This is a genomic window from Corynebacterium sp. KPL2838, assembly GCF_040225455.1.
In the GTDB taxonomy this organism is placed as follows: Bacteria; Actinomycetota; Actinomycetes; order Mycobacteriales; family Mycobacteriaceae; genus Corynebacterium; species Corynebacterium rhinophilum.
Genome location: NZ_JBEHFT010000014.1, coordinates 1 through 24,961 on the forward strand (window position 1 = coordinate 1; position 24,961 = coordinate 24,961).

General features: G+C 58.2%; 24 protein-coding genes and 1 tRNA gene. 21 read left to right on the forward strand and 4 right to left on the reverse strand.

Annotated features, from left to right (window positions below):
- Window positions 1-214: 214 nt before the first annotated feature.
- Window positions 215-300: transfer RNA gene (locus tag ABRP98_RS06290), tRNA-Leu, on the reverse strand.
- A 238-nt stretch (window positions 301-538) separates the two neighbouring features.
- Here ABRP98_RS06290 and ABRP98_RS06295 point away from each other — a divergent pair.
- Window positions 539-1,078 (forward strand): YbhB/YbcL family Raf kinase inhibitor-like protein, encoded by a 540-nt coding sequence (locus ABRP98_RS06295; protein ID WP_284785136.1) that lies wholly within the window; start codon window positions 539-541, stop codon window positions 1,076-1,078.
- A gap of 121 nt (window positions 1,079-1,199) precedes the next feature.
- Window positions 1,200-1,487 carry a hypothetical protein gene (locus tag ABRP98_RS06300; protein WP_349858121.1) on the forward strand — a complete coding sequence of 96 codons (288 nt, stop codon included), beginning with the start codon at window positions 1,200-1,202 and terminating at the stop codon, window positions 1,485-1,487.
- Between the two features lie 64 nt (window positions 1,488-1,551).
- On the opposite strand, the gene ABRP98_RS06305 is transcribed toward ABRP98_RS06300, so the two are convergent.
- Both ABRP98_RS06305 and ABRP98_RS06310 read right to left on the reverse strand, forming a co-directional pair.
- On the reverse strand, window positions 1,552-2,667 hold the full coding sequence (locus tag ABRP98_RS06305) for a quinone-dependent dihydroorotate dehydrogenase (RefSeq protein WP_349858123.1): 1,116 nt from the start codon (window positions 2,665-2,667) through the stop codon (window positions 1,552-1,554).
- 3 nt (window positions 2,668-2,670) lie between these two features.
- Window positions 2,671-3,717 (reverse strand): NHL repeat-containing protein, encoded by a 1,047-nt coding sequence (locus ABRP98_RS06310; protein ID WP_349858124.1) that lies wholly within the window; start codon window positions 3,715-3,717, stop codon window positions 2,671-2,673.
- A gap of 66 nt (window positions 3,718-3,783) precedes the next feature.
- Between ABRP98_RS06310 and ABRP98_RS06315 the strand changes: the two genes are divergently transcribed.
- The 9 genes from ABRP98_RS06315 to ABRP98_RS06355 all read left to right on the forward strand — a co-directional run bounded on the left by ABRP98_RS06315 (window position 3,784) and on the right by ABRP98_RS06355 (window position 13,519).
- Window positions 3,784-4,638: an undecaprenyl-diphosphate phosphatase gene (locus ABRP98_RS06315; RefSeq protein ID WP_284770654.1), complete on the forward strand. Its 855-nt coding sequence runs from the start codon at window positions 3,784-3,786 to the stop codon at window positions 4,636-4,638.
- A gap of 33 nt (window positions 4,639-4,671) precedes the next feature.
- Window positions 4,672-5,910, forward strand: coding sequence for a cysteine--1-D-myo-inosityl 2-amino-2-deoxy-alpha-D-glucopyranoside ligase (gene mshC / locus ABRP98_RS06320; RefSeq protein ID WP_349858126.1), 1,239 nt, complete (start codon window positions 4,672-4,674; stop codon window positions 5,908-5,910).
- 24 nt (window positions 5,911-5,934) lie between these two features.
- A complete protein-coding gene (locus ABRP98_RS06325; RefSeq protein WP_284782771.1) occupies window positions 5,935-6,318 on the forward strand; it encodes a hypothetical protein in 384 nt (127 codons plus the stop codon).
- A 126-nt stretch (window positions 6,319-6,444) separates the two neighbouring features.
- Complete coding sequence (locus tag ABRP98_RS06330; protein WP_349858127.1) at window positions 6,445-7,167, forward strand: HAD family hydrolase; 723 nt, start codon at window positions 6,445-6,447, stop codon at window positions 7,165-7,167.
- A 43-nt stretch (window positions 7,168-7,210) separates the two neighbouring features.
- Window positions 7,211-7,474 (forward strand): phosphoribosyl-ATP diphosphatase, encoded by a 264-nt coding sequence (locus tag ABRP98_RS06335; protein ID WP_005279188.1) that lies wholly within the window; start codon window positions 7,211-7,213, stop codon window positions 7,472-7,474.
- Window positions 7,475-7,517: 43 nt separating this feature from the next.
- The gene (hisG, locus tag ABRP98_RS06340) at window positions 7,518-8,363 is read left to right on the forward strand and encodes an ATP phosphoribosyltransferase (RefSeq protein ID WP_284850138.1); all 846 of its coding nucleotides are present in this window, start codon (window positions 7,518-7,520) and stop codon (window positions 8,361-8,363) included.
- Between the two features lie 111 nt (window positions 8,364-8,474).
- On the forward strand, window positions 8,475-10,034 hold the full coding sequence (gene aspA, locus ABRP98_RS06345) for an aspartate ammonia-lyase (RefSeq protein WP_284770659.1): 1,560 nt from the start codon (window positions 8,475-8,477) through the stop codon (window positions 10,032-10,034).
- A gap of 360 nt (window positions 10,035-10,394) precedes the next feature.
- Window positions 10,395-11,702, forward strand: coding sequence for an anaerobic C4-dicarboxylate transporter (locus tag ABRP98_RS06350; RefSeq protein WP_284770660.1), 1,308 nt, complete (start codon window positions 10,395-10,397; stop codon window positions 11,700-11,702).
- 149 nt (window positions 11,703-11,851) lie between these two features.
- Window positions 11,852-13,519, forward strand: a complete 1,668-nt coding sequence (locus ABRP98_RS06355) for a formate--tetrahydrofolate ligase (RefSeq protein WP_349858129.1) — start codon at window positions 11,852-11,854, stop codon at window positions 13,517-13,519.
- Window positions 13,520-13,525: 6 nt separating this feature from the next.
- On the opposite strand, the gene ABRP98_RS06360 is transcribed toward ABRP98_RS06355, so the two are convergent.
- Entirely contained in the window at window positions 13,526-14,347 is an 822-nt protein-coding gene (locus ABRP98_RS06360; RefSeq protein ID WP_284771884.1) for a RecB family exonuclease, read from the reverse strand.
- A 46-nt stretch (window positions 14,348-14,393) separates the two neighbouring features.
- On the opposite strand from ABRP98_RS06360, the gene ABRP98_RS06365 reads away from it, so the two are divergent.
- From ABRP98_RS06365 to tatC, 10 genes are all read left to right on the forward strand, one after another.
- Window positions 14,394-15,647, forward strand: a complete 1,254-nt coding sequence (locus tag ABRP98_RS06365; protein WP_349858131.1) for a M18 family aminopeptidase — start codon at window positions 14,394-14,396, stop codon at window positions 15,645-15,647.
- 29 nt (window positions 15,648-15,676) lie between these two features.
- The gene (locus ABRP98_RS06370; protein WP_284770664.1) at window positions 15,677-16,513 is read left to right on the forward strand and encodes a tRNA (adenine-N1)-methyltransferase; all 837 of its coding nucleotides are present in this window, start codon (window positions 15,677-15,679) and stop codon (window positions 16,511-16,513) included.
- 83 nt (window positions 16,514-16,596) lie between these two features.
- Window positions 16,597-18,177, forward strand: coding sequence for a proteasome ATPase (gene arc, locus ABRP98_RS06375; protein ID WP_296089330.1), 1,581 nt, complete (start codon window positions 16,597-16,599; stop codon window positions 18,175-18,177).
- Window positions 18,162-19,706 carry a depupylase/deamidase Dop gene (gene dop, locus ABRP98_RS06380; RefSeq protein WP_349858134.1) on the forward strand — a complete coding sequence of 515 codons (1,545 nt, stop codon included), beginning with the start codon at window positions 18,162-18,164 and terminating at the stop codon, window positions 19,704-19,706. The genes arc and dop overlap by 16 nt, the downstream gene beginning before the upstream one ends.
- A gap of 31 nt (window positions 19,707-19,737) precedes the next feature.
- On the forward strand, window positions 19,738-19,929 hold the full coding sequence (locus tag ABRP98_RS06385; RefSeq protein ID WP_284637330.1) for a ubiquitin-like protein Pup: 192 nt from the start codon (window positions 19,738-19,740) through the stop codon (window positions 19,927-19,929).
- A 38-nt stretch (window positions 19,930-19,967) separates the two neighbouring features.
- Window positions 19,968-21,347, forward strand: coding sequence for a Pup--protein ligase (pafA, locus tag ABRP98_RS06390; RefSeq protein WP_349858184.1), 1,380 nt, complete (start codon window positions 19,968-19,970; stop codon window positions 21,345-21,347).
- 35 nt (window positions 21,348-21,382) lie between these two features.
- Complete coding sequence (locus ABRP98_RS06395; protein ID WP_349858136.1) at window positions 21,383-22,369, forward strand: helix-turn-helix transcriptional regulator; 987 nt, start codon at window positions 21,383-21,385, stop codon at window positions 22,367-22,369.
- 3 nt (window positions 22,370-22,372) lie between these two features.
- A complete protein-coding gene (locus ABRP98_RS06400) occupies window positions 22,373-23,326 on the forward strand; it encodes a helix-turn-helix transcriptional regulator (protein WP_349858138.1) in 954 nt (317 codons plus the stop codon).
- Window positions 23,327-23,439: 113 nt separating this feature from the next.
- The gene (gene tatA / locus ABRP98_RS06405; RefSeq protein WP_284770669.1) at window positions 23,440-23,709 is read left to right on the forward strand and encodes a Sec-independent protein translocase subunit TatA; all 270 of its coding nucleotides are present in this window, start codon (window positions 23,440-23,442) and stop codon (window positions 23,707-23,709) included.
- Window positions 23,710-23,833: 124 nt separating this feature from the next.
- Window positions 23,834-24,943 carry a twin-arginine translocase subunit TatC gene (tatC, locus tag ABRP98_RS06410; RefSeq protein WP_349858140.1) on the forward strand — a complete coding sequence of 370 codons (1,110 nt, stop codon included), beginning with the start codon at window positions 23,834-23,836 and terminating at the stop codon, window positions 24,941-24,943.
- The last annotated feature ends 18 nt before the right edge of the window (window positions 24,944-24,961 follow it).

The following is a 24,961-nucleotide window of genomic DNA, read 5'->3' on the forward strand; positions in this document are numbered from 1 at the left end:
AAACCCCTACCCCCACCAACACAAAATGTCGTTTAACTCGACACGCCGAAAAACAACACGTTTTGTCGTTTAACCCACCAAAGCTGCGTATCCAATCCCGGAAAGTGGTCATGCGTTTGTATCGTAGTCGGCTCGGCCTGGCTGATAGAAAAGAGCTGTACTTATAGAAAAATCTCGAGACACCATAGGAACGATGTCTCGAGACTTCACAGTGTGCCCGGAGGGGGACTTGAACCCCCACGTCCGTTAATAGGACACTAGCACCTCAAGCTAGCGCGTCTGCCATTCCGCCACCCGGGCAGGGTGTTTACAACCTCTCGGTTGGGCACCCCGAAACTTTATCGTGTTCCGCTATCGGAATACAAATCGCCAGGTAAATCCTCATAAACCGCACGATTTCAAGGCGGGGAAATACATCCTTGTAACTTGGACTGCCGTAGCGTCCAAGCAGGTACGCGGTACGAAACAGGTCGCACGGTTGTGGGGCGAGTGGGAGGGGCATCGACAAGTGCGTGTGATCTGCGGTACAAAGGGGTACATGACTTCTTATGCAGATGACACTCGATTCCCCGGACCTGACCCCTACGCTCCGCTGCGCGATCTCCCCAGCTTCGGGCTGTCTTCTACCGACTTGGTAGAAGGCGATGAGATCCCAGAAAAGCACCGCGCGCCGGAAAGCGTGTCCCCACAGCTGGCATGGTCCGGACTGCCGGAGGGAACCAAGTCTTTGGCGGTTACCTGTTTTGACCCAGATGCACCGACTGCCTCCGGTTTCTGGCACTGGGCCGTTTTTAATATCCCCACCGATGTCTCCGAGTTGCCTACCAATGCCGGTGCGGCAGAGGACCTTGGCATCGACGGTGTTATCAGCCTGCGCAATGATTCCGGCAACCGCACCCATTTTGGTGCCAACCCACCGGCCGGCCACGCGCCGCACCGCTACCTCTACGCGGTCCACGCCGTAGACGTAGAAACCCTTGATATCGATCCGGATTCTTCCCCGACCGTCCTCGGCTTCAACCTGCACTTCCACGCATTGGGCCGGGCAATCCTTTGGGGCTGGTACGAGGCCAAGTAATGGCGAGTTCCGCTCCTAAAAACCCAGTGACCCCACCCGCAGCGCTGCGGGTGGGCGGCGCTTTTTTGGTCGTCGCTTTTGTGCTGGTCCTATTCGCCCTCATCTCCGTTTTTAGCGATGGATGGGGCGCACCCTTTGTCTGGACCTACAGCTTGTCTGGACCTACAGCAACCTCGCGATCATTATCGCTGCGGTGATGGTGGGTGCATTCAGCACGATGAGCAAGGAGCATGCCGGTAGTCGCGCGCAGATTATCGCCCTGGCAGTGGCGGTGGCCTTGATCATTGCTAGCCGCTTTCTGCCGCAGCACGAACTTCTGATTCAGCAGCAGTATTGGCTGCTCTTTTATGCCGGCATGTCCGCCATCTGTGCCTTAATTTTGCGGCGCAGCGTCATGGCGACCTCTTAAGCAGCCCTTCAAACAAGCAATGCCACGTGTTTATACACGTGGCATTGTGCTATCTGGTGGGCTGCTAGTTTATCGCCTTCCACGGCAGATTGGAGCCTACGGCCTCAGAAATATTGTTCAGGCCATGGGTGCGAATTTGCTTGGCGATGCCCCTGTGAATATCCCGAATCCAGTCCGGACCACCGTAGATAAGGCCGGTATAGCCCTGGAGGAGGCTGGCACCGGCGGCAATCCGCTCCCACGCTTGCTCCGGGGTGGTAATCCCGCCGACGGAAATCAGAACAAGCTGCGAGCCCACGCGCGCGTTAAGTCGGCGGAGCACCTCTAAGGAGCGCTCGGCTACGGGTGGGCCGGAAATTCCACCGGCGCCAAGGGCTTCTACCTCCGCGCGGGGAGTGTTAAGCCCCTCGCGGGAGATGGTGGTATTGGTGGCGACGATGCCGGCAAGGCCCAGTTCCACGGCGAGATCGGCGACGGCATCGACATCGGCATCCGAAAGATCCGGTGCGATCTTGACCATGACGGGAACATCGGTGGATTCTTGCACGGCGCGCAGGATGGGGCGAAGCGATTCGACCGCCTGCAGGTCCCGCAGCCCGGGGGTATTGGGGGAGGAGACATTGACCACCAGGTAGTCCGCCAGACCGCCTAAAACGGAAGCGGAGCAGCGGTAATCATCCACGGCGCGTTCTGCCGGGGTGACTTTGGTTTTGCCGATATTAATGCCGATGACGTCGTTGTACCGGCGCTTGCGCAGGTTTTCTGCCACGGCGGCAGCGCCCTCATTATTAAAGCCCATCCGGTTTAATATGGATGCGTCTTCTTTGAGGCGGAAAAGGCGGGGAGTCGGGTTGCCCGGCTGCGCCTGTGCCGTGACGGTGCCCAGTTCGGCGTAGCCGAAACCAAGCGGCGACCAGGCATCGGCAGCCGCGGCGTTCTTATCAAAACCGGCCGCGAGGCCAAGCGGGCGCGGGAAGGTGATCCCGCAAACTTCTTGTTTCAAGACTGGATCATTGACAGGCAGGATGCGGTCAAGCGCGCGATTGGCGGGCCCTGCCGCGTGCAGGATGTGCAGGCCGGAGTTGATTATGCCGTGGATGCGCTCGGGGCTTAAGCGAAACATCCCGCGCAACGCCAGCTGATAGGCGCTTTTGCGCAGCGAATCAAAGGTCGAAACCATGGATTAAGACTCCTTTTTCAGGTGCGGATCCGCCACGAACTGCAGCCCCTGGCCGGATGCGGAGGCAACCACGATGGTGCCATTGGAAAGAGCGGAAATATTTTGGGCATCGGCAAGCGTGGCAAAGTCGCCGCGGGATTCGGGAACGCCCTTGTCAATGGAATAGGCGTGCGCGATGTTGTTATCGGTGGTGGTGACCCATGCGAGCTCGCGCGAGTCATCCCAGGTTACCGCCCAGGGAGTACCGTCCACCACGCCGTATTGGTGCAGGCGAACGACGTCATCGGAGGTATAGACCGCGATCCGGCCGCCCTCGGTATCGGAGGCGAGCACGACGCCGTTATTACCCACCGCGATTTGGCCGACACCCTGGCCAGCGCGCAACCGGCCGCCGGCGCGGTCATTGGGCCAATCGATATTCTGGATCGTGGAATCCGAACGCTGAATGCGCACAATCCCGTCATCGCCGTCCGCATTGGGAACGGCGAGCATCTGGTCCGATCCGGCCTCTACGGAGATTTCGCCGTCCCGCGTGCCATCCTTGTACCGGCCCACCACAGCGGAATCGTCTGCGGTGACAAAGACCTCGCCGGTCGAAATCTGGGTAGCGGCGGTGACCTGGAAGTCCTCATCCATGTTGATTTCTTCCGGTGATTCCGGCGCAGAAGGATCGATGAGCAAGACCTTGTCCTGGCAAGCCAAAACGAATCCAGATTCAGAAGAGCTTAAATCGCCGCAGGTGGAATCGATATCGATGCTCTTAGCCTTGTTGGCCCCAAAGTCATCCTGGCTGCCAATGTGCACCTGGTCTGCGGTGCGAACGGCAATCGTATCTTTTACCGCAGCCAGATCCGTAATGTCTTCATCGAAATCGATGACCGTGCCGGTAGGATCGGTGTCACTGGGAGATGCGGCCGGGGTGGCGTTGCCCTTTACCGCGGTTTCGGGATCACCGCCTACGCCCACGGTGGAATCGCAGGCGGCCAGCGCAGCAGTGGAGAGTGCTAGCAAGCTGGATAGTACGAGTGTGGAGCGGGATCGTGATTTCACGGATACTTATCCTAACAGCGCGCGTTGTGATTTCCCGAAGCCGTGCGCGACGGTAGTGTATGGCGGGTGATTTCTGATACCGCGACCGAAGCAGTTTCTTGGGCACAAGTTATCGTCTTATCCATTGTGCAGGGCCTTACGGAGTTTCTCCCAGTCAGCTCCTCGGGGCACCTGCGCATTGTTTCTGAGCTCTTTTGGGGCAACGACGCCGGCGCTTCTTTTACCGCCGTTATCCAGCTCGGCACCGAGCTTGCCGTGCTGGTCTATTTCGCCCCGATGATCTGGCAAATCTTATCCGGGTGGTTCCGCGGGTGGACCAATCCCGCCTCGCGCGGGCAGGACTGGCGCATGGGCTGGATGGTCATCGTCGGATCCATTCCCATCGGCGTCATCGGTTTGGTCTTTGAAGACGCCATTCGTGGGGCGCTGCGCAACCTGTGGATCACCGCCACGATGCTGATCGTCTTTTCCTTCGTCTTCATTGCCGCAGAGCGCGTCGGCTCCAAAAAGCGCGGTTTTGAGGAGCTGACGATGAAAGATGCCATCATCATGGGTCTGTGCCAGTGCTTGGCGTTGATTCCTGGCGTGTCGCGTTCGGGCGGCACCATTTCCGGTGGTCTTTTCTTGGGGCTCGATCGCGAGGTGGCCACGCGCTTTAGCTTCCTCTTGGCCATTCCGGCAGTGCTGGCTTCTGGGCTTTTTTCGCTTCCCGATGCCTTCGCGCCCGAGGCCGGCCAAGCAGCTTCCGGTATGCAGCTGCTCGTCGGTACCGGCATCGCCTTTGCCTTGGGCTACGCCTCGATCGCGTGGTTGCTGAACTTCGTGGGCAACCACTCCTTTGCATGGTTTGCGGCCTACCGCATTCCCGTGGGCATTATCGTGATGATTCTGCTGGCCTTGGGAGTCCTACAGCCCATTTAAATCCACCCATAAAGAAGCGTTAGTATAGGTGCCATGCATTCTTGGCCAACACCTTCTTTTAGCCCCGTCCCCGGCGATGCGGCACAGCTCTATCTCTACGATTCCGCGAATCAAACCAAGGCCCCCGTGCAGGTAAAGGGGGATACCGCCACCATGTACGTGTGCGGCATTACCCCGTATGATTCGACCCACTTGGGTCACGCAGCCACCTATCTCACCTTTGACCTGATTTACCGGCAGTTCTTGGATGCAGGCAAGAAGGTCAATTACGCGCAAAATATCACCGACGTCGATGACCCACTCTTTGAGCGCGCGGAGCGCGACGGCGTTGATTGGCGCGAACTCGGCACCTCCCAGATTGACCTTTTCCGCTCCGATATGGAGCTTTTATCGGTCATCCCGCCGCAGCACTTTATTGGTGCCATGGAAGCGGTCGATGAGATCGTGGACATGGTGCAAAAACTATTGGATAACGGCGCCGCTTACGTGGTGGATGACCCTGAGTACCCGGATGTATATGCCTCCATCGATGCCACCGAGGAATTTGGTTATGAATCCAACTACTCGATGGAACAAATGCAGGAATTTTTTGCCGAGCGCGGCGGCGACCCCGATCGCCCAGGCAAGAAGCACCCCATGGACGCCCTTATTTGGCGCGCCCACCGCGAAGGTGAACCGGCGTGGGAGTCTCCCTTCGGTCTCGGCCGCCCCGGCTGGCACATCGAGTGTTCTGCTATCGCCACCAACTACTTGGGTAGCACCTTTAATATCCAGGGCGGCGGCAGCGATCTGAAATTCCCGCACCACGAATTCTCCGCCGCGCATGCAGAGGCCGCATTGGGCGTTGACCGCATGGCGCAGTTTTATGTCCACACCGGAATGATCGGCCTGGACGGCGTAAAAATGTCCAAGTCCCTGGGCAACCTGGTCTTCGTACACAAGCTTGTGGAGCAGGGCGAGGATCCCTCCGCCATTCGCCTCGGCGTATTTTCCGGTCATTACCGCGCCGAGCGGGACTGGTCCGATGAGGTGCTCGACCAGGCCAAGAACCGCCTGGCCACTTGGCACTCTGCCCTGGAAACCCCTGGGTCCCTGTCGGCTGCGGAAGGTGCGGTAGCGGGGCTTCGCCAAGCACTTGCCGATGACCTCGATACCCCCACTGCGCTGCGCGCCATCGACGATTGGGCAGGCAGCGACCGTGGCGAAGACGAGGAAGGCGCTGCAGAGTTGGTGCGTACAGCACTTAATTCGCTGCTCGGCGTGCAGGCCTAGCCAACTTAAGGCAATATCGATAGCATGAGCATTCGCGCAGATTTCCAACCCACCGTTGATGAGTTCATTGCTGATCTTAAGTCCTTTGCCACCGGCGATTACCTCAAGGACGAGGAGAAAGAGTTCTGGGAGGCGCCGTTTGACGCGGCGGTGCTCCCAGAACTTAAAGGCCATCTCGAGCAGATGTTGGATGGGCTGGACGGTTTGCCGGACGATCCTGATGGCGGCCAGCTCGCCGCGGTATTGAATAAGACCGTGCAAAAACTCGCTACCTTTAATCGCAAACAGCACGATGCCGTGGTGGAGCCGGAGGAAAAGGAAGAAATCGCCGAGCTTATGTACAACGCTTCTGCGGCTACCGGTGCCGACGATGAGGCACTCTCACAGATCCCCGAATTGGACTTCTAAAAACCTTTACGGCTGCAGCCTACTGTGGGTAAATTTCTACGGTGACGTTGATTGATCACCGCGCAGCGCGAATATTTCCTCCCCGTTGGGCCGTAGTTCTATGCCGGAAAAGCCAGTGGAGTGTGTATGACCACAGAAAGTGATTCCCAGCCTTTGTCCCGTCCCGCGGCGATTTTCTGGGATATGGATGGCACCTTGACCAACTCAGAGCCCTTGTGGGGTGAGGCGACGTACTATCTTTCGGAAGTGCTGGGCAAGCGCCTGACACCCAGGCAACGCATGGATACGGTCGGGGCTACCTTTCCTACGACGCTGCGCATTTGCGCTGATAATGCGGGAGTTTCCTTGGGCGAAGGCGACGTCGAAGCCTACCGGCGCAAGATGTTTGATTATGTGAAGACTCTTTTTGCTGGCCGCCTAGAAATCTTTCCCGGAATCCCGGAGCTTTTAACCGCGCTGCACCAAGACGGCATGCCGATGATGGTCACGACTAATACGGATCGCGACGTCGCGGACGCAGCCATCGCGGTAATAGGCCGGGAGTATTTCGTGGACACTATTTGCGGTGATGAAGTCCCAAATGGCAAGCCCGCTCCAGACATGTACTTGGAAGCGGCTCGGCGCCTTCAACTTGATCCAGCTCAGTGCCTCGTATTCGAAGACTCTCCGGCCGGTATGCGCGCGGCCGTTGCCGCGGGGTGCACCGTTATCGGTTTGCCCGAGGATGAAGGCGTGGAAGTACCGGAGGGGGTAGTGGAGATCTCCCGGCTGCGCGATTCTCGCCACCTTGCGGGCGCACGCCATGTAGATGTCTATGAATGGTTCCGGGCTATCCAGGAAATGAAATAAAATCCTTCGCATTGACCGCTTACCTGTGGAACAATAGGTAGCTGTGAAGGATTTTGAGACACTTTTTGCTGAGCTACTGAACAAAGCAGACCAGAAGCCCGAGGGCTCTGGGACCGTCCAGGCGTTGGAGGAAGGCGCCCATCATATTGGCAAAAAGATCATCGAAGAGGCAGGCGAAGTATGGATCGCCGCCGAATACCAGTCCGACGAGGAACTGGCGGAAGAAATGTCGCAGCTTATCTATTGGACGCAGGTCATGATGATCAAGCGCGGCCTGCGGCCTGAAGATATTTATAAATACCTATAACTTGTTGCCCACCTGCGGTGGAGCAGACTTCCTGGAGAACAGCATGATCAAAATTGCAGTACCAAATAAAGGTTCCCTATCAGAAGCGGCTTTAGAAATCCTTGGTGAGGCCGGATACAAGGGACGCGGTCACTCCAAAACCCTAAATGTGGTGGATCTAGACAATGGGGTGGAATTTTTCTTCCTCCGCCCGAAGGATATCGCAATCTATGTCGCCCGCGGCGTGCTCGACCTCGGGATCACAGGGCGCGATTTGGCGCTCGATTCCAACGCCCAATTTAAAGAAGTCCTCTCACTTGGCTTCGGTGACTCAACATTCCGCTACGCCGCACCCCAAGGAGAAGGGTGGGATATCTCTCACCTTGAGGGCAAGCGCGTAGCAACGTCGTACCCGAATTTGGTCCGACAGGACTTGGCGGAGAAGGGGATTTCCGCCGATGTGATCCGTCTCGACGGCGCGGTGGAAATATCCATCCACTTAGGTGTGGCCGATGCCATTGCCGATGTCGTGTCAACTGGTACTACGCTGCGACAGCAGGGTTTGGCCCCTTTTGGTGAGCCCATCGTCAGCTCGGAAGCTGTCGTCATTAAACGCCACGATGCAGAGGTGACGCCGGAAGAGCAGGTTGTCTTGGGCCGCATCCAAGGTATTTTGCACGCTCGCACCTACCTCATGATCGATTACAACATCGCGGAAGAAAATCTGGACAAAGCAGCTGGTGTTACTCCGGGCCTGACTGGGCCGACGGTTTCACCGTTGGCGCGACAGGACTGGGTGGCGGTGCGTGCGATGGTTCCGCAAAAGGAAGCCAACCAGATTATGGATCGACTTTCCCAACTCGGTGCGGAGGCAATTTTGGCTTCCGATCTCCGTATTGCCCGCTTTTAGGGGGAGTATTAAATTCTTGGTCGTCCCAACTGGGGCGAAACGTGGCTACCATTGGCGCTTGAGATTATTCACTCGGACATCATTCTCGACAGGCAAAGGAGCCGCGCCATCATGGCAAAGTCGTCTAAGAAAGAAGAAAAAGACACTAAGTCTGCCGCAAAGCAAGCGGAGGATAAGCAGGAGGATAAGACCACCCATTCTGCACAGCAAAAGGTAGCTGAGCAGAAGAAACCAAAGACGTCGAGCAAAAACACTCGTACGGAAACCGACCTGATCGGTGATTTGGAAATTCCTGCTGACGCCTACTTTGGTGTCCACACCGTCCGCGCGATGGATAACTTCCAGATTTCCTACGTGACCATTAACACCATTCCGCACTTCATCCGCGGCATGGTGAAGGTCAAGAAGGCCGCCGCGATGGCCAACCGTCGCCTGCACGTGCTGCCGAAGAAGAAGGCAGAGGCCATCATCTGGGCATGTGACCAGATCTTGGACGAGGGTCGCTGCATGGACCAGTTCCCGCTCGATGTATTCCAAGGCGGTGCCGGCACCTCGTTGAACATGAACACCAATGAGGTCGTTGCCAACCTGGCACTTGAGCACTTGGGGGAGGAGAAGGGCTCCTACGACATCATCAACCCCAATGACGATGTCAACATGTCCCAGTCCACCAACGACGCTTACCCAACTGGCTTCCGTCTGGGCCTGTACGCTGCCATCGATGACCTCATCGTGCGCATTGACAGCCTGCGTTCCGCATTCCAGGACAAGGGCAATGAGTTCCAAGACATCCTGAAGATGGGCCGTACCCAGCTGCAGGATGCCGTGCCCATGACTTTGGGCGATGAATTCAAGGGCTTTGCTAATAACCTGAACGAGGAGCAGGCCGTTCTGCGCGACGCACAGAGCCGTTTGCTGCAGATCAACCTCGGTGCAACCGCCATCGGCACCGGCGTTAACACTCCAGCCGGCTACCGTCACCAGGTAACCGCCGCCCTGTCTGAAGTCACCGGCTTGGAGATGAAGACTGCAAGCGACCTTATCGAGGCCACCTCTGACTGCGGTGCCTACGTCTTCTTGCACTCTGCCATCAAGCGCGCTGCCATGAAGCTCTCCAAGATTTGTAATGACTTGCGCCTGCTTTCCTCTGGCCCGCGCGCTGGCCTGGGCGAGATCAACCTGCCCGCCCGCCAGGCAGGTTCCTCCATCATGCCGGGTAAGGTCAACCCAGTTATCCCAGAGGTTGTCAACCAGACCTGCTTCAAGATCTTCGGCAATGACCACGTTGTGACCATGGCCGCAGAGGCTGGCCAGCTACAGCTGAACGTGATGGAGCCGGTCATTGGTGAGGCACTGTTCCAGTCCATCCGCATTATGGGCAACGCGGTTGATGCGCTGCGTGAGAAGTGCGTCACCGGTATTACTGCCAACGCTGATGTGTGCCGCCAGTACGTGGAGAACTCCATCGGTATCGTTACCTACTTGAACCCATTTATTGGCCACCACAACGGTGATGAAGTTGCAAAGGAATCCCTCAAGACCGGCAAGGGCGTCAAGGAACTCGTGCTGGAGAAGGGTTTACTTGATGAGGCAACGCTGAACAAGGTCCTGTCGGTAGAAAACCTGATGCACCCAGAATTTCGCGGTCAGCTTTTCCTCGATGACAACTAAGTAAAGTTCGCGATCTGTAGTCCCGCATGAGGTGGGCGATGCCCATCCTCATGGAGGCGCCCACCATTCCGCACACACCGTGTTTACTTTTCCGTGGAAAGCGGAAAAAGTATTCCATGGTGTGTGCGGTCTCTTACGTGAATGCCTGACTGGTGTCTCACGGTTCCATAGTGCAGTGGCATGGAAATATACCGAACGGTTTATAACGCGAGGTAGAACACATGTGGGAAGCAGCACAAAAGGGCGGAATATGTAAATAAAGCAACATATTCAGGGCAAAATAGAAGTGTAAGGGTGGTCCACGACCGGCAGGCTAAGGCGGGTCCACCACGTGTAGTTGAGAACGTGTGGAGCGTATCCATGGTTATTATTCATATTGTCATCGTTCTCGCGGCCATTATCCTGGGTGCGAGAATTGGGTCCATAGGCATCGGCATGGCCGGCGGCCTAGGCGTTCTCCTTTTGGGCGTTACGGGAGTTCCCGTAACCAGGGAAGACATTCCGTTCGACGTCATCGCCATTATTATGACGGTGATTGCGGCCATCGCCGCCATGCAAAAGGCCGGCGGCATGGACTATTTGGTTCACGTGGCCGAGAAGTTCCTGCGCAAAAACCCCAAAAAGATTACGTTTTACGCACCCATTGTGACCTGGTTGATGACGGTCTTGGCCGGTACCGGGCACACGTCCTTTTCCACGTTGCCGGTCATCGTAGAGGTAGCCAAGGAAGGCAAGGTTCGCCCGTCGCGCCCGCTATCTATCGCGGTTGTCGCTGCGCAGATGGGCATTTGTGCCTCGCCGATTTCTGCTGCAGTTGTCATCCTGGCTGGTCTGCTTGAGCCCATGGGGGTGGGGTACCTCCAGGTGCTCGGAGTGCTGATTCCAGCTACCTTCCTGTCCATCTTCCCGGCAGCTTGGCTTGCCAATAAGTTTGGCAAGGAACTAGAAGATGATCCTGTATACCAAGAGCGCAAGGCCCAAGGCCTAGTCAAAGAACCGATTGGTGCTAGTAAATATGAGCCAAAGGAAGGCGCTAAGTCTTCCGTAGTCATCTTCCTCATCGCCATCGTCGTCGTCATGGCGTGGGCTACCATTTCTTCCGAACAAGTTGGCCTGATTACGGATCCCACGTTGCCGCGCAATGAGGCAATCATGACCGTCATGCTCTCGGCCGCGACGATCATCGTCTTGAAAACCAAGATTCCGACCGGCGACGTGCTCAATACTCCGGTATTTAAATCTGGTATGTCCGCCTGCATCTGTGTGTTGGGTGTTGCGTGGTTGGGAACCACCTTGATCAACCACTATTTGGACGATATTCAAGCGCTGGCCGGCGACGTCATCGAAGCTTCGCCATGGTTGCTGGCAGTGGTGCTCTTCTTCGCCGCAGCCCTGCTGTACTCGCAGGCTGCCACCACCAAGGCGCTCATGCCCGCCGCATTGGCGCTAGGTGTTAACCCGGTTACCGCCGTGGCCGCATTCCCAGCAGTATCTGCTCTGTTCATCCTGCCGACGTACCCAACGTTGCTGGCAGCTGTCGAAATGGATGATACGGGCACGACCAAGATTGGCAAGGCCGTATTCAACCACCCATTCCTTATCCCCGGCGTGGTCAGCATCGTCGGTTCCGTGCTCCTTGGCTACGCACTCGGTGCGGTAATCATTTAGCGAGTCTTCGAACTCGAGGTCCTTGTGGCGTCTTCTCCGCGGAGAGGGCGCCACTTTTATGCGGAATCTTCACCAAAAGAAATGTTCTGCCTCACAGTTTATACCCCCATGCGACTTGGCTAATGTCAGAAATCGGTAGGGTAGGTGCCATGACTACGCAGCCATCCGATGTTGAAATCGCACAAGCCCATAACCTGCAGCCGATTGCGGAAATCGCAGACAAAGCAGGCATCCCCGAAGATGCAGTAATTCCTTTTGGTACCACAAAAGCCAAGGTGGATATCACTAAGGTGGACTACGCCAAGGATAAGCGCGGCAAGCTCGTGTTGGTGACAGGAGTGTCCCCAACACCTGCCGGGGAAGGAAAATCTACGGTCCTCATCGGCTTGACCGATGCGCTGGATCAGATCGGGAAGAAGGCCATCGTGGCGCTCCGTGAGCCATCCCAAGGCCCGGTAATGGGTATCAAGGGTGGTGCCGCGGGCGGCGGCTACGCCCAGATTGTGCCGATGGAGGATATCAACCTGCACTTCACCGGTGACTTCCACGCCATTGCCGCGGCTACGAATACGCTTGCGGCCATCATCGACAATCACATTCACCAGGGCAACCAGCTGGGCATCGACCCGCGCCGCGTGACGTGGCAGCGCTGCGTCGACGTGAACGACCGCGCATTGCGCAATGTGGTGACCGGCCTCGGCGGATCGGCACACGGCGTGCCGGCAGAAACGGGCTTTACCATTACGGCGGCCTCCGAGATCATGGCGATTTTGTGCTTGGCGACGAGCCTCGAAGACCTCAAGCAGCGGCTCGGCGATATTACCGTCGGGTTCACCTATGACCAGCGGCCGGTGACCGCGCGCGAGCTCGATGCGGAAGGCGCGCTGACCGCGCTGATGCGCGATGCCTTGAACCCGAACCTCGTGCAAACCCTCGGCGGGGTGCCCGCACTCGTGCACGGTGGCCCCTTCGCCAATATCGCGCACGGCTGCAACTCCTTGCTGGCGACGCAGACTGCCCTGCAGTTCGGCGATATCGTGTTGTCTGAGGCCGGCTTCGGCGCGGATCTCGGCGGCGAGAAGTTTATGGATATCAAGTCCCGGTTTGGTGACCTGGACGTGGCCGGCGCGGTGGTCGTGGCGACGATCCGCTCGCAGAAGTACAACGGGGGCGTTGCCAAGGATAAGCTCACCGAGGAAAATGTTGAGGCTCTGCAGAAGGGCATCGTCAACCTTGAGCGCCACGTAGAAAACCTGCGCAAGTTTGGTATCAAGCCCGTTGTCGCGCTGAACCTCTTCTGGTCCGATACGGAGGCGGAGCGCCAGTTTATTCGCGATTGGGCCAAGGACTTCGGCGTGGCCTTGGAAGAGGCCAACGTCTGGGCCGAAGGCGGCGCGGGAGCGACGAAGCTGGCCGAGACCTTGCTGGAGAACCTCGAGGGCGGCGCGCAGCAGCTCTATGATCCTGAAGAAGGCATCGAGGCCTCCATCGAGACCATCGCCCGCGAGATCTACCGCGCGGACCGCGTGGAATACGGTTCAAAGGCTGTGAAGGACTTGCAATACATCAAGGACAATGGCTGGGATAAATTACCCGTGGTCATTTCCAAGACGCAGTATTCCTTCTCGGATGAAGCAACCGCATTGGGCGCTCCGGAAGGCCACACGCTGCACGTGCGCGAGCTACTGCCGCGCACCGGTTCGGGGTTTATCGTGGTGCTTACCGGCAACGTGATGACCATGCCGGGCCTGCCCAAGAAGCCGGCGGCCAATAATATCGACGTCGCCGCCGATGGCACGGTATCCGGACTGTTCTAAAAGGAGTTAATCCGCCGCGGAGCCCGGCCAACCCGGGTACTCCGGCGGCGTGCCGCCAAATTCGGGGCAGATCGCCTGATGCGCGCACCAATTACAGAGCTTGGAGCGTTTCGGGCGAAAATCCCCGGCGCGCCCATCTGCCTCAATCTTGGCCCACAGCTGGCCTAGGTCGCGCTCGAAGTATTCGAGTTCCTCCTGGGTAGGGGCTAAAAACATCGAATCCAGCACCTTTAGATACATCAGCCGTAGCTGGTGGGGGATTGTTCCCAACAGGCGCCAATACACTAGGGCATAAAACCGCATCTGGAATTGGGCGCTGTGGGAAAAGCGCGGTGCTGGTTTCTTGCCCGTTTTATAATCCACGACGCGCACCTCGCCGGTGGGGGCGCGGTCCACGCGGTCAATAAACCCGCGCACGGGCACGCCGTTGGGCAGAACCGTGTTGACATACATCTCGGTTTCTTGGCAGTCGAAGCCCTGCGGGTTTTCCATCTGGAAATAGCCTTTGAGCAGCTCGCGGGCGGCGACGAAGAAATCATACGTCTCGTCTTCGGGCACGAGCTCGAGCAATTCAGCGTCCTGTTCCGTCATCGCTGCCCAGCTTGGCTTAATCATCTTTACTGCGGCTGGGTAAGTGCGCTCTTCGCGCGGGAGTTTATGCGTTTCTTCTAGGACCGCGTGGACCAGGGTTCCCTTAACTTGGGCGATGGTCTTGGGCTCGGGAATCTTGTCGATGGCCCGGAAACGGTAGAGCAGAGGGCACTGCTGGTAGTCGGAGGCGCGCGAGGGCGACAGGGCAAGAGGGCGGGGAGTAGATGAAGTAGCCATGGTGTACCTAGCCTATCGCTGATAGTTTCGTGGCAAGCTAGAAGGTATGAGTTATACCGATAAGTTCCTTGATTTCTTGGCGGCTTCGCCGTCGTCGTACCACGCCGCGCATGAGGTAGCGCGCCAGCTGCAAGAATCTGGTTTCCAGGTCCAGGATGAGCGTGAGGACTGGTCGGCGGCACCGGGCGGGCACGTGATGGTCCGCGGCGGTGCAGTTGCCGCGTGGTACGTGCCGGAAGGCGCCGATAAGAATTCCGGTTTCCGCGTTATCGGTTCGCATACTGATTCGCCGGGGCTGGCGCTCAAGCCCACGCCCGATTTTTCTGCTGCGGGCTGGCAGCAGGTCGCGGTAGAAATCTACGGCGGCGCCTTGCTGCACACGTGGTTTGACCGCGAACTTACCGTCGCCGGCCAAGTTGTGACCACGGATGGGCACCAGCACCTCGTGAATACGGGCCCAGTTCTGCGCCTTCCTTCGTTAGCTATCCACCTGTACCGCAAGGATGAGTTCAAACCGGACCGGCAAAAGCACATGCAGCCGGTCCTGACGGTGGGCGATGCAGATGCGTCGATCCTGCAGGTGGTGGGGGAGCAGGCGGGCATCGCCAAGCAGGATATCGCGTCCTTCAACCTGATTACGGCCGATGCCGCCCGAGGCGCGGTCTTTGGCGCGGGCGAAAAGTTTATCGCGGCTGGCCGCATGGATAACCTGTCTTCGGTGCACGCCTCGCTCGAGGCTATGCAAAGCGCTGCGCAGGACTATGACGGCTCAGATATTTTGGTCATGATGGCCTTTGACCACGAGGAAGTGGGCTCGAGCTCCCGCTATGGTGCCGCCGGGCCCATCCTGCAGGACGTGTTGACCCGCACTGCCCGCGCGCTGGGGGCCAATGAGGAAGAGCGATTCCAGATGTTCGCCCGCTCAAGCTGCGTGTCTGCCGATGCCGCGCACTCGGTGCACCCCAATTACACGGATAAGCACGATCCCACCCACCAGCCGATCATTGGGCAGGGCCCAGTGACCAAGATCAATGGCAACCAGCGCTATGCCTCCGATGCGCAGACGATCGCGTTGTGGGAGACCGCGTGTGCCACGGCTGGGGTTCCGGTGCAGCGTTTCGTGGGCAATAACGATGTGCCGTGCGGATCGACCATCGGCCCCATTACCGCAACGCGATTGGGCATCGACACCGTCGATGTGGGCGTGCCGATGCTATCGATGCACTCCGCGCGCGAGATGGTGGGCGAGCAGGACCAAGTATGGCTCTCGCGGGCACTTGAGGCATACTTGAAGGGTTAGTTTCCCACAACCTCGAGGAGTTTTGCGGCATGGCTTATTCTGGCCCCTTTTCCTATGGCGACCGCGTGCAGCTGACGGACGCCAAGCGTCGCCACTACACGGTCATTTTGAAAGAAGGAGGCCAGTTTCATTCCCATAAAGGCATAATCAACCACGATGACATCGTGGGAATGGATGAAGGTTCCGTCATCGAGTCCACCTTGGGCTCGTCCTTCCTGCTCTTCCGCCACCTCATGGTGGATCACGTCCTCTCGATGCCGCGCGGCGCCGCCGTCATCTACCCCAAGGACGCCGCACAGATTTTGGTCGAGGGCGATATTTTCATGGGCGCCCGCGTGCTTGAGGCTGGTGCGGGCTCCGGTGCCTTGTCGATGTCCCTCCTGCGCGCCGTGGGCCCCGAAGGCCACGTCTATTCCTACGAAATCCGTGAGGATCACTTGGAGTATGCGGTCGATAATGTCGAGGAATACTTTGGCAGCCACCCCGAGTGGTGGTCGCCGCGCCTAGGCGATCTTGGCGATGTCACCGCTGACGATCTCGGTGGCCCCGTTGACCGCATCATCTTGGACATGCTTGAGCCCTGGGAGAACTTGGAGACCGTACGCGATCTGCTGATCCCCGGCGGCGTGTTCATGACCTATGTGGCAACGGTCCCGCAGCTGATGAAGGTCATGGAGGGCATTCGCGAGCTGCAGTGCTTTACAGAGCCGAAGGCATGGGAGTCCCTGGTGCGCGAGTGGAAGGTAGAAGGCCTGGCCACTCGCCCAGAGCACCGCATGAATGCGCATACCGCATTCCTCATTTGGACCAGGCGGCTTGCCGATGGCGTCACCCCGCCGCGCCCCCAGCGCCGCGCCCGCAAATAGTATGCGCACTATTTAAGTACACGGATGTAATTAATTGCTAAAGTGGCCTCGCTCATACCTTTTCGCGCGTTAAAGTGGTGTGCATGGATGAAGCCACGGATAATAAGCGGCAACTCAGCCAGCTTGCTGCGCGCAATCAAAAGCTGGTGGAGCTTTTACAGAAATCGCGCGCCGAGCTTGAGCAGTTATTTGCTGAGGTCAATGCACTTGCAGAGCCTGCCTCTACCTACGGTGTCTTTTTGGCCTACTCGCCGCACCAAAGCGAGGTAGGCACTACGGCGGAGGTGTATACCAACGGCCGCGTCATGCAGCTCAAGGTCTCTCCCAACGTGGAGCCGGGAAGCCTGCAGGTGGGCCAACAGGTGCGGTTGGGAGATGGCTTCGTGGTCGTCGAAGGCTGCGCCCCCACGAGCACTGGCGAGCTTGCCACCGTGGTCGAGCGCTTGGACCAGCGCCGGGCCGTCGTGGCTAATTCCGCGGGGGATAACCGCGTCGTTCTCCTCGCACAAGCGCTGCAAGAAAGCGTGCGCACGGGCGAGGTCGTGCTGTTAGATACCAAGGCCTCCGTGGCCGTGGAAAAGGTGGATCAAGCAGAGGTATCCCAGCTCTCGCTGGAGGAAGTGCCAGATGTGCGCTACGAGGATATCGGCGGCCTAGACGAGCAAATTTCGCAGATCCGCGATTCCGTCGAGCTGCCCTTTATCCACCCAGAGCTCTACAGGGAATATGGCCTGCAACCACCCAAGGGCGTATTGCTTTATGGCCCACCCGGCTGCGGAAAGACGCTCATTGCTAAAGCAGTGGCGAACTCTTTGTCTACCCAAATGGGGGGAGACGGATCCAGCTACTTCCTCAATGTTAAGGGCCCAGAGCTGCTGAATAAGTACGTCGGCGAAACAGAACGCCGCATCCGGCTGATCTTTGAGCGCGCCCGCGAGCTCGCCCAGGCCAGCGCGGATCGCCCGGTGGTCATCTTCTTTGATGAGATGGAATCCATTTTCCGCACCCGCGGATCCGGGGTCTCGTCCGATATGGAAACCACCGTCGTTCCACAGCTGCTAACGGAGCTCGACGGCGTGGAGGGCCTCAGCAATGTGGTCATCATCGGCGCCACCAATAGGGAAGAGCTCATTGACCCCGCCATCATGCGCCCGGGTCGGCTGGATATGAAGGTGCGCATCAACCGCCCCACCAAGCGCGGCGCGCGCGAGATTTTCGCCCGCCACTTCGATCCCTCCATTCCACATGTGGGTGATATTGACGAGCTCATTGGCGATGCCGTGGATGAGCTGTATAGCGATAGGCCGTTTGCGCAGCTGCACTTTAGCAATGGGCAGCGCCAAGTCCTGCACTACCGGGATTTCGTCTCTGGCGCGATGATTGCCAATATTTTGGCCCGGGCTAAAAAGCTGGCCATCAAGGAAGCTTTATCGCACCACGGTGCGGAGCGCGCCGTGGAGGAAGGCACTGGGGGCGTTGAAGGGGGCATCGGCAAGCAGCACCTGCGCGCAGCCATCGCCGCTGAGCAGGAGGAATCGGAATACATGCCCACCTCAACCAACCCCGAGGAATGGAGCAAGATTGTCTCCACGGATCACAGCGGTTCGCGCGTGACCAGTGTGGAACTTTTAAGCGGAAGGAGCTGTACGTGGCCCGCGTGCTAGGAACGGAAACGGAATACGGTATTTCTACGCCGGATTCGCCGGAGGAATCCCCAATCATTACCTCGACCCATGCGGTTGTGGCCTATGCCGCGCTGTATACGGGGGCGCGTTCGCGCTGGGATTTTGCGGAGGAACACCCCTTGCGGGACTCGCGCGGTTTCGATCTCAAGCGCTACGATACGGTTCCCGTGGTAGACCCCAATGCGGTGGGGGTAGCCAATGTTGTCACCCCGAGCGGGGCGCGGTTTTATGTGGACCACGCCCACCCCGAGTATTCGGCTCCGGAGTGCACGAATGCTTGGGACGCAACGCTCTATGATGCCGCCGGCGATTTCACACTGCTGCAGGCCCGGGATGCCGTCGCGGAGCTAACAGCACAGGGAAAGTCCGTCTTGGCGGACCGGCTGCCGTGCCCGCCGCTACGGTTGTATAAAAACAACGTCGATGGCAAGGGTGCCAGCTACGGTTCGCATGAAAATTATCAGTATGCCCGCAGCACCGATTTTTCGGTCATGGCCCAGGCGCTGATCCCCTTCTTCGTGGCCCGGCAGGTCGTCATTGGTGCTGGGCGCATGGGGCGCGGCGAGTTTGGGGAGGAACCGGGGTTCCAGATTTCCCAGCGTGCGGATTATATGGAGCAAGAAATTTCTCTGGAAACCACCCTCAATCGCGGCATTATCAATACCCGCGATGAGCCCCATGCCATCCACGATGATTTTGGCCGCCTGCACGTCATCATTGGCGATGCGAATATGTCGCAGACCTCGACGCTGCTGAAATTGGGCATGACCTCGCTGGTGCTCGATGCCATTGAGGCGGGCACAGACTTTAGCGATCTGCGTTTGGCCGATGCCGTCGCGGAGGTTCCCCTGGTAAGCCGCGATCTTGAATTGCGCCACCGGCTCACGCTTGCCGATGGCCGCACGCTCACCGCCCTCGAGCTGCTCAACGAATACCGCCGCCGCCTGCAGCCGGAGACCGACGCCGATCGCAAGGTGCTGGCGGCCTGGGACGAGGCAGTAGAGCTGCTTGCCGATGACCCCCTCAAGGCCTCCCACCTCCTAGATTGGGTGGCCAAGTACCGGTTGATCAAAAGCTACCTGGACCGCGGCATTGCCCCAGATGATCCCAAGCTGCGCCTCATCGACTTGCAATACGCGGAAATCGATCCGGAGAAGTCGCTGCACCATGCGCTGGTGCGCAAGGGCCAGATGCGCCAGCTCTTTAGCGCCGAAGATTTGCACCGCGCTGCGGCCGAGCCGCCCGCTGATACGCGGGCATATTTCCGCGGGCGCATAACGCAGAAATTCGGCGAAGATATCATCGCTGCCAGCTGGCAAAGCCTCACTCTGCGCCGTGGTGATAAGGACGGACACGCCCGAAACGGAGTCTGGGCCACCGTGGCCATGGATGATGCCCGCGGGCTCACCCGCGCGGACTGCGAAGACATCATCGATGGCGCAAGCAGCGTAGAAGAGTTGCTCGAAGGCCTTGCTGCCATCGGTATCCAGCCCGAGTATCGTAAGTAATGATCACCTAATACGACGAAAGGATGACATCGTGTCCAATTCGAATCGCCAGGTCACTAGCAATAACGGGGGAAATGACCCCGAGTCAGAGGAAGAATTTACCGCAACCCAGCTCAATATCAACACCTCTGGCACCGATGACCTGCTAGATGAGATCGATGGCCTGCTAGAAAATAACGCGGAAGAATTCGTCCGCTCCTACGTCCAAAAGGGCGGACAGTAGGCGTGGAATCCACCCGTCCCGTTTTTGCTCGGCGCATCATGGGTATCGAGACCGAATATGGCCTGTCCACGGCGACGCCGAAGAGCCAGCGGGCATTAAGCCCGGATGAGGTTGCGCGCGTGCTCTTCCGGCCGATCGTCGAAAAATACGCCTCGTCCAATATCTTCGCGACCAATGCCAGCCGCCTTTACCTCGACGTCGGCTCGCACCCAGAAGTAGCTACCGCCGAGTGCGATAGCCTTAGCCAGCTCATCGCCTATGAATGCGCCGGTGACCGCGTGATGAACCGCCTTGCGCTGCAAGCGGAAGATGCTTTGGCCGCAGAAGGAAACGAGCGGCCGGTCTACCTGTTTAAGAACAACGTGGATTCCGCCGGGCACTCCTTTGGCTGCCACGAGAATTACCTCATTAGCCGGCATATGGTGCTCAAAGATCTGGGCGTGGCACTTTTGCCTTTCCTGATTACCCGCCAACTTATCTGCGGGGCGGGAATGGTGCAGCCTGCCAAGGGCGATCAACCCGCGCAATTCCTCTTATCCCAGCGCGCCGACCAGGTATGGGAGGGTGTCTCGTCTGCGACCACCCGTTCCCGGCCTATCATCAATACCCGCGATGAGCCGCACGGGGATTCCAAGCGCTTCCGCCGGATGCATATCATCGTCGGCGATTCCAATATGGCAGAGCCCACCATCGCATTGAAGGTCGGCTCCACCCTGCTCATGTTAGAGATGCTGGAGGCAGGCTTCGAGCTGCCCGAACTCGAGATCGCAGATCCCATCCACCACATTCGCACCATCGCGCGCGATCTGACTGGCTCTACGCCGCTGCCGCTTGTTAGCGGGGGAACCATTACGGCCCTAGAAGTCCAGCAACAGCTCTGTGCGCGGGCGCGCGATTGGCTCGCTCACCGCGAGGATGCCGGCACCCCCACGGCGGAATTGGAGCGTGTCGTTGACCTGTGGGAGCGCATCCTGCGCGCCATCGAGACCGGAGATTTCTCCGGCGTAAACCGCGAGATTGATTGGGTCATCAAGTTCGAGCTGCTCGAGCGCTACCGCTCGCGCTTGGGCGGTGACTGGGCGCATCCGAAACTTACGCAGGTTGATATGACCTATCACGATATCCGGCCAGGGCGAGGTTTGTACGACGTGCTGCTGCGCCGCGGGATGATCGAGCGCTGGATTGAAGATGAAGACATCGAGCGTGCAGTATCGACCGCGCCGCCGACCACGCGTGCGGCCTTGCGCGGCGCGTTCCTGACTGCCGCCGAAGACTGCGGTGCGCACGTGACCGTGGATTGGACGCGGCTGAAGGTCAACCGCCCAGAACCTCGCACCGAGGAGCTGCTGGATCCTTTCGCGTCCACCGATCCGCGCGTTGCGGCATTGCTAGACTATATGCACGATAATCACGCCTAGGGCGTGCACATTGAGCACTGGGGAGAGTAGACAACGTGGTGGCATCACGATCCACGCCGAGCCGGCAGGATGCGGCTGTAGAAAGGCTCACCAACTTATCCTTTGCGCTGCAAGGAGCGGCGAATTCGGGTGGTTCACCGGACCGCTCTGCGGCCTGGATCCGCAGCCACGTCGCAGGCTATAGCGATAAATCCGACGAGGCTTTTACCAAGGCCCTGGCGCGCGATATCGCCACCTTGCAACGCGCCGGAGTCCCCATCGTGCACACCGGTGGGGAAGACGGTGCCTCGTACCGCCTCGACCAAAGCAATTACCAGCTCCCACCGGTGGAATTTTCACCGGAAGAAGCGATGGTGCTAGGCATCGCAGGGGGAGTGGGAACCCCTGGTGGCTTGAGCGATTTCTCCCTGTCCGGGTGGACCAAGATTGCCGCCTCGGGCGCCTCCCGGAACCTGGAGGGCGCGCCCGTTTATACCGCGGTCAATGACATCACCCGCCTTGCCCCCGAGGTGATCACTTTTGTTTTGGCCGCCGTGCGTAATAAAATCCGGATTACTTTTGCCTATCGCCCCCACCCAGCGGCAGAGACCGTGCGACGCACCATGGATCCCTGGGGAGTGGTCAACCATCAAAGCCGCATCTATATCGTTGGCTTCGATGTTGACCGCGCCGCCCCGCGCGTCTTCCGCGCCCTGCGGCTTTCCGATATCAAAAGGTCACACCAGCCGGCTGAGCATTCCGAGCCGACGGTGGACATCGACAAGCTCGTCAAAGAGGCGCTACAACGCGGCGAAAAGGTGGACGCGACCTTGTATATTCCTGAAGGTCAAGCCCAAGAGCTAGAAAGCGCGGGGGAGCGCACCGTCGAAGGCACCGTAGTGCTTAGCGGGGTCCAGAAGGATTGGTTGGTGCGCACCGCAGCGGGCTATGCCCCAGAAGTAAAAGTGCTCGATCCCCCCGAGGTGCGCACTGACATCATTAACCTTTTGCGCGCAGCCGCCAACCACAACGGAGCTGAGTAAACCATGGCCGATGGATCTCATAAACTGCAAGCGCTCGTCCGGTCGCTGAACCTCATCCCGTATTTTCAAAACCATCCGGATAAAACCCCGATGGAGGCAGCCGCGGATTTGGGGATGGACCCAGGAGAGCTCAAAGATGCCGTGGACCGGCTATTTTGCTCTGGGACCGGCCGCAATACCGAAGAGCTCATCGATCTCTCTTTCAGCTACCGCGATGGGGTCACCATCTACAATGACCAAGGCTTGGGGCAAGCATTGCGGCTTACGCCGACCGAGGCGGGCGCGCTCTTACTTACCCTTGAGTCCCTCGAGGCTATGCCTGGGCTGTTGGATGCGCGGGCGATTAAGTCTTCCGCCGCGAAATTGCGCTCCATTATGGATGAACGCACGCTGAGCATCTATGACACGTTATCGACGGTGGACCCGCAAGAATCCGACATCCAGGCAACCTTGAACCGCGGGCTTAATGAAAAACGGCGCATCCGGATGCGCTATTGGAGCGCTTCATCAAATAAGGAAACCGAGCGCCTGGTAGATCCGGCCCGGATTTTTATCGTGGATGACGAGCCCTATCTCGCGGCGTGGGAAGAAGAAAAGCAGGGGCACAGGACCTTTCGTATTGACCGCATCAAGCATGCCGAGTTGACCGAGGAGACTGCTCATCCGCGCCTTAAAGAGCTGGATTTCGACGCTGCAGCACCCTTTAATTTAGGTACGGCGGATTCCGTGGAATTAATCATTCATGAAGAATTCACCTGGCTTGCAGAATACTACGATATGCAACTAGGCAAACGCCTGGAAAACGGCGCTATAGCTGCAACGATGCAGGTGGGGTCCGCTGATTGGCTGGTTCGTTTCGCCCTCGGACAGGCCGATAGGTTACGCGTTATAGCCCCTCAATCTATTGTGAATCTCATTGCGGAACGCGGAAATGTCGCGTTGAAGGGCTATACTTAAAATTCAGTTACTGCACGCACATGCGTCTAAAAATTGCCTCGCGAATTTTCCCGCGAAGTCAGGGAGCGCGGCGGCCATCTGGCGCAGGCAAAGAAGAACCGAAAGAGGATCTTATGACCTTAGGACCATTGGAAATCGGCCTGATTGTTCTCGTCATCATCTTGCTATTTGGCGCGAAGAAATTGCCCGATCTTGCTCGTTCCATGGGCCGCTCGATGCGCATTTTCAAATCTGAGGTCAATGAAATGCAATCGGAGGACACCAAGCGCTCTGAGACCCAAGCTCAACTGAGCCAGAAGCGCCAGCAGTCCGATGAGGAGTTCTGGAACCGCCCAGATATGCAGCCTGGCCACCAGCAGGGAAACTCTTCCTCCCAGAATTAACGCCTGCCAGCTAAAAAGGCGAACACGCTCTGCCTATGCACTCGTCGGCCGTGTCGGAGACCGGCCCTCAGAATTCGAGTGGGCAGGGTAGTGTTCGTTCTTGTGCGTTGAAAGAGCCAAATTGATGTCCTCACAGTCCAACCCTGCCGGTGAACACGGATCCCGCGTGCGCCGCAAGCGGCGAGGTTTTTCACGCAAGCCCAAGAACCCAACGGGCGAGATGACCTTAGTGCAGCACCTGCAAGAGCTGCGGCGAAGGATCATTATTTCCTTGCTTGCCTTGGTTATCGGCGCGATCATCGGTTTTATTTGGTACCAGCAGGCGCCCTTCCGGATTCCACCGCTGGGAGAAATCCTGCGCGAGCCTTATTGCTCATTGCCGGAAGATAAACGAGCCAACTTCAATAACGATGGCGAATGCCGCTTGCTTGCCACCAGCCCCTTCGAGATGCTCATTTTGCGCCTGAAGGTCGGTGCGTTGGCAGGTACGGTTATTTCGTCCCCAGTCTGGCTCTACCAGGTGTGGGCATTTATCGTGCCAGGCCTGTATAAGAATGAGCGCCGCTACACCTTGAGCTTCGTCGTTGTGGCCGTCTCCCTCTTCCTCGCGGGCGCCATCTTGGCCTACTTCATCTTGTCCGTGGGCTTGGAATTCCTCGTCGGCATTGGCGCTGAGTATCAAACCGCAGCATTAACTGGTGAGCGATACTTCTACTTCCTCTTGGCGCTGTTGCTCATCTTTGGCATCAGCTTCGAGATTCCGCTGTTAATCGTCTCGCTCAATCTCATCGGCGTCTTGGAATATAACCACGTTAAGGATAAGCGCCGCATCGTCATCGTCGTGGTGATGATCTTCGCCGCCTTCGTGACCCCAGGCCAAGATCCCTTCACGATGGTGGTATTGTCCGCCAGCCTGATGCTGCTTATTGAGATTGCCTTCCAGTTCTGCCGCATTCACGACAAGCGCCAGAACCGGCAGCGTCCTGACTGGATGGATCTTGATGATGAATCCGCGTCTGCGCTAGACGAAAGCCCCACTGGTGTGGGCGGGCCCGCGCCTGTCGATGCCCCGTCGGGCGTATATGCCTCGCCTAAGCCTGCGGCAGCTGGGGCGTCATCGCAGACCGTCCGCACGGAAAATCGGGCTTCGGATAGCACTTCCCAACGGGCTGAGGATCGCAAGGGTCCGCAGCGACCTACCGATGAAGGCGGCTTTTTCGACGATGTGCTTTAAGCACGGGTAGCCTTGTGA

Bases quoted from the DNA above. Each gene is read 5' to 3' on its own strand.
- ABRP98_RS06295 (WP_284785136.1), top strand. From the start codon at position 539: ATGACTTCTTATGCAGATGACACTCGATTCCCCGGACCTGACCCCTAC.
- ABRP98_RS06300 (WP_349858121.1), top strand. From the start codon at position 1,200: ATGGGGCGCACCCTTTGTCTGGACCTACAGCTTGTCTGGACCTACAGC.
- ABRP98_RS06305 (WP_349858123.1), bottom strand. From the start codon at position 2,667: ATGGTTTCGACCTTTGATTCGCTGCGCAAAAGCGCCTATCAGCTGGCG.
- mshC (WP_349858126.1), top strand. From the start codon at position 4,672: ATGCATTCTTGGCCAACACCTTCTTTTAGCCCCGTCCCCGGCGATGCG.
- ABRP98_RS06325 (WP_284782771.1), top strand. From the start codon at position 5,935: ATGAGCATTCGCGCAGATTTCCAACCCACCGTTGATGAGTTCATTGCT.
- ABRP98_RS06330 (WP_349858127.1), top strand. From the start codon at position 6,445: ATGACCACAGAAAGTGATTCCCAGCCTTTGTCCCGTCCCGCGGCGATT.
- hisG (WP_284850138.1), top strand. From the start codon at position 7,518: ATGATCAAAATTGCAGTACCAAATAAAGGTTCCCTATCAGAAGCGGCT.
- aspA (WP_284770659.1), top strand. From the start codon at position 8,475: ATGGCAAAGTCGTCTAAGAAAGAAGAAAAAGACACTAAGTCTGCCGCA.
- ABRP98_RS06350 (WP_284770660.1), top strand. From the start codon at position 10,395: ATGGTTATTATTCATATTGTCATCGTTCTCGCGGCCATTATCCTGGGT.
- ABRP98_RS06355 (WP_349858129.1), top strand. From the start codon at position 11,852: ATGACTACGCAGCCATCCGATGTTGAAATCGCACAAGCCCATAACCTG.
- ABRP98_RS06360 (WP_284771884.1), bottom strand. From the start codon at position 14,347: ATGGCTACTTCATCTACTCCCCGCCCTCTTGCCCTGTCGCCCTCGCGC.
- ABRP98_RS06365 (WP_349858131.1), top strand. From the start codon at position 14,394: ATGAGTTATACCGATAAGTTCCTTGATTTCTTGGCGGCTTCGCCGTCG.
- ABRP98_RS06370 (WP_284770664.1), top strand. From the start codon at position 15,677: ATGGCTTATTCTGGCCCCTTTTCCTATGGCGACCGCGTGCAGCTGACG.
- arc (WP_296089330.1), top strand. From the start codon at position 16,597: ATGGATGAAGCCACGGATAATAAGCGGCAACTCAGCCAGCTTGCTGCG.
- pafA (WP_349858184.1), top strand. From the start codon at position 19,968: ATGGGTATCGAGACCGAATATGGCCTGTCCACGGCGACGCCGAAGAGC.
- ABRP98_RS06400 (WP_349858138.1), top strand. From the start codon at position 22,373: ATGGCCGATGGATCTCATAAACTGCAAGCGCTCGTCCGGTCGCTGAAC.
- tatA (WP_284770669.1), top strand. From the start codon at position 23,440: ATGACCTTAGGACCATTGGAAATCGGCCTGATTGTTCTCGTCATCATC.
- tatC (WP_349858140.1), top strand. From the start codon at position 23,834: ATGTCCTCACAGTCCAACCCTGCCGGTGAACACGGATCCCGCGTGCGC.